The organism is Mycobacterium sp. (assembly GCF_049585075.1).
Lineage (GTDB): Bacteria > Actinomycetota > Actinomycetes > Mycobacteriales > Mycobacteriaceae > Mycobacterium.
Window position 1 is genome coordinate 1 of sequence record NZ_JBAUZA010000527.1, and the last position, 4,351, is coordinate 4,351.

The 4,351-nt window shown below is 67.1% G+C and carries 3 protein-coding genes and 2 pseudogenes; 4 read left to right on the forward strand and 1 reads right to left on the reverse strand.

Features of this window, described 5'->3' with window-relative positions:
• Both WB785_RS24295 and WB785_RS24300 read left to right on the forward strand, forming a co-directional pair.
• Window positions 1–582: pseudogene (locus WB785_RS24295) on the forward strand (hypothetical protein); the annotation flags it as partial.
• A gap of 158 nt (window positions 583–740) precedes the next feature.
• Window positions 741–1,160, forward strand: a complete 420-nt coding sequence (locus WB785_RS24300; RefSeq protein ID WP_424082584.1) for a hypothetical protein — start codon at window positions 741–743, stop codon at window positions 1,158–1,160.
• 72 nt (window positions 1,161–1,232) lie between these two features.
• Here WB785_RS24300 and coaA read toward each other — a convergent pair whose 3' ends face one another.
• Window positions 1,233–2,171 carry a type I pantothenate kinase gene (gene coaA / locus WB785_RS24305; protein ID WP_424082586.1) on the reverse strand — a complete coding sequence of 313 codons (939 nt, stop codon included), beginning with the start codon at window positions 2,169–2,171 and terminating at the stop codon, window positions 1,233–1,235.
• 43 nt (window positions 2,172–2,214) lie between these two features.
• Between coaA and WB785_RS24310 the strand changes: the two genes are divergently transcribed.
• Both WB785_RS24310 and WB785_RS24315 read left to right on the forward strand, forming a co-directional pair.
• Window positions 2,215–3,435: a DUF885 domain-containing protein gene (locus WB785_RS24310; RefSeq protein WP_424082588.1), complete on the forward strand. Its 1,221-nt coding sequence runs from the start codon at window positions 2,215–2,217 to the stop codon at window positions 3,433–3,435.
• A gap of 10 nt (window positions 3,436–3,445) precedes the next feature.
• Window positions 3,446–4,351: pseudogene (locus WB785_RS24315) on the forward strand (glycine hydroxymethyltransferase); the annotation flags it as partial.

The window sequence follows — 4,351 nt, forward strand, 5'->3', positions numbered from 1 at the left end:
GTACTGGCCGACCCGCTGGCCGGGCTGCTGGACCGGATGGTGTTCTCCCGATCCCCGATGCTGCGAGCCGACCGGGAGACGTTGCGGCGCACGCAATCCGCGCTACCGCTTCGGTCGGCCGATCCGCTCGACGGCTTCGACGATGAGACGTTCGCCCGGCTGACCCGCCGCGCGCTGGGCCACTACGGCGACTTGTCCAAGCTGGTCGCCAGTCCACTGACCGCGTTGCCGGCCATAGACGAGCGGCTGACCGCGCGCGGAGCGCCCGATCAGCCGCTGGAGCGGGCCATCGAGCTCAAAGCCCTGCTGGCCGACCGCATCGCGCGGCTAAAACCGCGCGACGGCGGCGACTTCGGCACCACCGAGCAGTGGCGCTACTACAACGCGCTGTATTTCCCCTATGTCGTGGGCGTGCGCGCTTACGCGCAAAACGCCACCGCTGCCGGTCTGGACGCGACCGCGCGGCAGGCCTGGCAGTGGTTTGTCACCGAGGTGCCGCAGCGGTCGCTGCACAACTGGCAGAACGCCGCCGCCCGGCTTATCGCCGCCGATCTGCGCGGCCGGGTGGCTGTCTCCAGCTAGCCGTAGTCCTCAGTTAGCTCGGCTAGCCAAGGAATACGTGGCCAAGATCACTTAGTTGACCTGCGCATGGCAGCGCGTGGCAGCGCGACGCGTCGATCTGGCAGTCGCATCACGGCACGCTCAGAAGTGTTCGACCCGACACCGCAAGGAGTTCCGACATGACCGCTGTTACCGGACTTGCCCCCCGACCTCTCGCCGACTCGACCGACTCGCTGTTGCGGTTTGCCATGCGGCTCGACGCAACGCTGACCGGGTTCGCCGGCCTGCTGATCGCCGCGGCCGCCGATCCGCTCTCGTCGCTCACCGGGCTGAGCTCCGGCGCCGAATACGGCCTGGGCGCGTTCTTCGTGCTCTACGGGCTGGTGGTGTTCGTCCTGGCCGCCACACCCGACCTGCGCCGCGCCGGGATCGGCGTCGTGATCGCCAATGTCGTCTTCACCGTGGCGGCGGTCGTCGTGGTGGCCGTCGACGCGCTGCCGCTGACCGCGACCGGCGTCGCCGCCACGCTGGCCAGCGGCGTCTACACCGCGCTGATCGGCTACCTGCAATACCTCGGAGTGCGCCGTCTGCCGGCGTGACTCCCGTCCCGCCGGTGCGGGGCGCCGCCGTCAGAGGTTGCGGTGCGCGTCCCCGCATCGGCTTGTTCGCATCTACAGCTTGCGCAACCGCAGCCGGTTAATCGAATGATCGGCGTCCTTGCGCAGCACCAGGGTTGCCCTGGGCCGCGTCGGCAGGATGTTTTCGATGAGGTTCGGCCGGTTGATCGAGCGCCAGATGTCGCGGGCTGCCACCACCGCCTGCGGATCGGTCAGACCCGCATAGTGGTGGAAGTGCGAGGCCGGGTTGGCGAACGCGGTCGAGCGCATCGCCAAAAACCGGGAGACGTACCACTGCTCGATGTCCTCGATCCGCGCGTCCACATATAGCGAGAAGTCGAACAGGTCCGACACCATCAGGGTGGGCCCGGTCTGCAGCACGTTGAGGCCTTCGAGGATCAAGATGTCGGGGTGGCGTACCACCTGCTTGGCGTTTGGCACCCGGTCGTAGTGCAGATGCGAGTACACCGGGGCGCAGGCATAGTCCGAACCCGACTTCACCGAGGTAACGAATCGCATCAGGGCGCGTCGGTCATAGCTTTCCGGAAAACCCTTGCGGTGCATCAGGTTTCGATGGCTCAACTCCGCATTCGGGTAGAGGAACCCATCGGTGGTCACCAGGTCGACCCGCGGGTGGTGATCCCACCGGGCCAGCAGCGCCTGCAGCACGCGGGCCGTCGTCGACTTACCGACCGCCACGCTGCCGGCCACCCCGATGATGAACGGCACCGGCCGATCGGGGTTCTGCCGCGTTTCGTCGAGGAATTCGTCGGTCGCGGCGAACAACCCTTGCCGGGCGGCGACCTGGAGGTGCAAAAGCCGGGCCAGCGGCAGGTAGACCTCTTCGACCTCCAACAGGTCGATCTGCTCGCCCAGACCACGCAAGCCGACGACTTCTTCTTCGGTCAGCGGCTGCGGCGTCGACTTACGTAGCGTGCGCCATTGACTCCGGTCGAACTCCACATAGGGGCTCGGCTCGCTCAGCCGCGGCATGACTGTCAGTCTTGCAGGGGCGACGCGGCTAGCGTTAACCGGTATGGAACCCGCCGCGCTGATCCGCGAGTACCTGCTGATCGGTTTGCGCTTCGACCGGATCGAATCCGGGTACGTCGACGCCTTCACCGGCGATCCCGCGTTGCGCCAAACCGTGTTGGCCGAGGCCGCCCCCGACCCGGCCAGCCTGGTACGGCAGGCTGAGCGACTGCTCGCCGTACTGCCAGATGTGCCGCACAGCAATGGATTCGACGAAGCCCGCGCCGCCTACATCGGCGCTCACCTGCGGGCGTTGGCCTGCGCGGGGCGCAAGTTCGCCGGCGAAGACATCGGCTTCGTCGACGAGGTGCACGACTACTTCGACGTCCACATCGCCAAGGGTGAGCCGGAGACCTACCGGCAGGCCCATGCCCGGCTCGACGAGGTGTTAGGCGACCAGGCCCCCAGTGGCTCACTGGTCGACCGGATGGAGGCCCATCGCGCAGCAGAAGAGATCTCGCCCGATCGGTTGGCCGCGTGCATCGACGCGTTCTCCAGCGCGCTGCGCGACCGGGTGCGCGCCGAGTATCCGCTGCCCGACACCGAAACCGTTGAGTATCAGGTGGTCACCGACAAGCCGTGGTCGGGATTCAACTACTACCTCGGCGATTACCGCTCGACCGTGGCCGTCAACGCCGACATCAAGCAACTGATGTCGAACCTGCCGCGGCTGGTGGCCCACGAATCCTATCCGGGCCATCACACCGAGCACTGCCGCAAAGAGGCCGGGCTGGTCAACGGGAAAGGCCAGGCCGAGCAGACCATTTTCCTGGTGAATACCCCGCAGTGCCTGATGGCTGAAGGCCTGGCCGATTTGGCGTTGTACGCCGCCGTCGGCCCGGGCTGGGGACACTGGGCGTCGGAGATCTACGCCGATCTGGGGCTGAGGTTTGACGGCGAGCGTGCCGAAGCGGTTTCCGAGGCGTCCGCGGCGCTGGCCGGTGTCCGCCAGGACGCCGCGCTGATGTTGCACGACGAGCATCGCGACGCCGACGAAGTGGTGGCTTTCCTGCGGCGTTGGCTGCTGGTCAACGACACTCGCGCGCGGCAGATGTTGCGATTCCTGTCGTCGTCGCTGTGGCGCGCCTACACCAGCACTTACGTCGAGGGGTATCGACTGCTGCGGGCGTGGCTGGACGACCGCCCGGCCGGCGTCGGCCTCACCGAACGTTTCGGCCGGCTGCTCGACGAGCCACTGATCCCGTCGGCATTGCACGCCGACTAGTCTCGGGTGCATGGCAGCCGACTTGACCGCGACCACTACCTCCACCGCAGCCGTAGGCGCTGAGTACGCCGATACCGCGAGCAGCGCGTACCGCGCGGCACTACAGGTCATCGAGTCCGTCGAACCGCGGATCGCCGCTGCGACACGCAAAGAGCTTGCCGACCAACGCGATTCGCTCAAGCTCATCGCCAGCGAAAACTATGCGTCGCCCGCGGTGCTGCTCACCATGGGCAGCTGGTTGTCCGACAAGTACGCCGAGGGCACCATCGGGCACCGCTTTTACGCCGGCTGTCAGAACGTCGACACCGTCGAGAGTGTTGCCGTCGAGCACGCCCGTGAGCTGTTCGCCGCGCCGTACGCCTACGCCCAACCGCATTCCGGCATCGACGCCAACCTCGTTGCCTACTGGGCCATCCTGGCCACCCGGATTGAGACGCCCGGCCTCGCCGAGGCCGGGGCCAAACACGTCAACGATCTGTCCGAGGCGGACTGGGAGCAGCTGCGCGCCAAGCTCGGCGGCCAGCGACTGCTGGGCATGTCACTGGACGCCGGCGGTCACCTCACCCACGGCTTCCGGCCCAACGTCTCCGGCAAGATGTTCCACCAGCGCAGCTACGGCACTGACCCGCAAACCGGGCTGCTGGACTATGACGCGCTCGCCGTCGCCGCGCGTGAGTTCAAGCCGTTGATCCTGGTGGCCGGCTACTCGGCCTACCCACGGCGGATCAACTTCGCGAAGATGCGCGAGATCGCTGACGAGGTCGGCGCCACCTTGATGGTGGACATGGCGCACTTCGCCGGGCTGGTCGCCGGCAAGGTATTCACCGGCGACGAGGACCCGGTGCCCTTTGCCCACATCACCACCACTACTACGCACAAGTCGCTGCGCGGGCCGCGCGGCGGCCTGGTGCTGGCC

Excerpts from the sequence above, each read along its gene's own strand:
- coaA (WP_424082586.1), bottom strand. The coding sequence starts at position 2,171 with ATGCCGCGGCTGAGCGAGCCGAGCCCCTATGTGGAGTTCGACCGGAGT.
- WB785_RS24300 (WP_424082584.1), top strand. The coding sequence starts at position 741 with ATGACCGCTGTTACCGGACTTGCCCCCCGACCTCTCGCCGACTCGACC.
- WB785_RS24310 (WP_424082588.1), top strand. The coding sequence starts at position 2,215 with ATGGAACCCGCCGCGCTGATCCGCGAGTACCTGCTGATCGGTTTGCGC.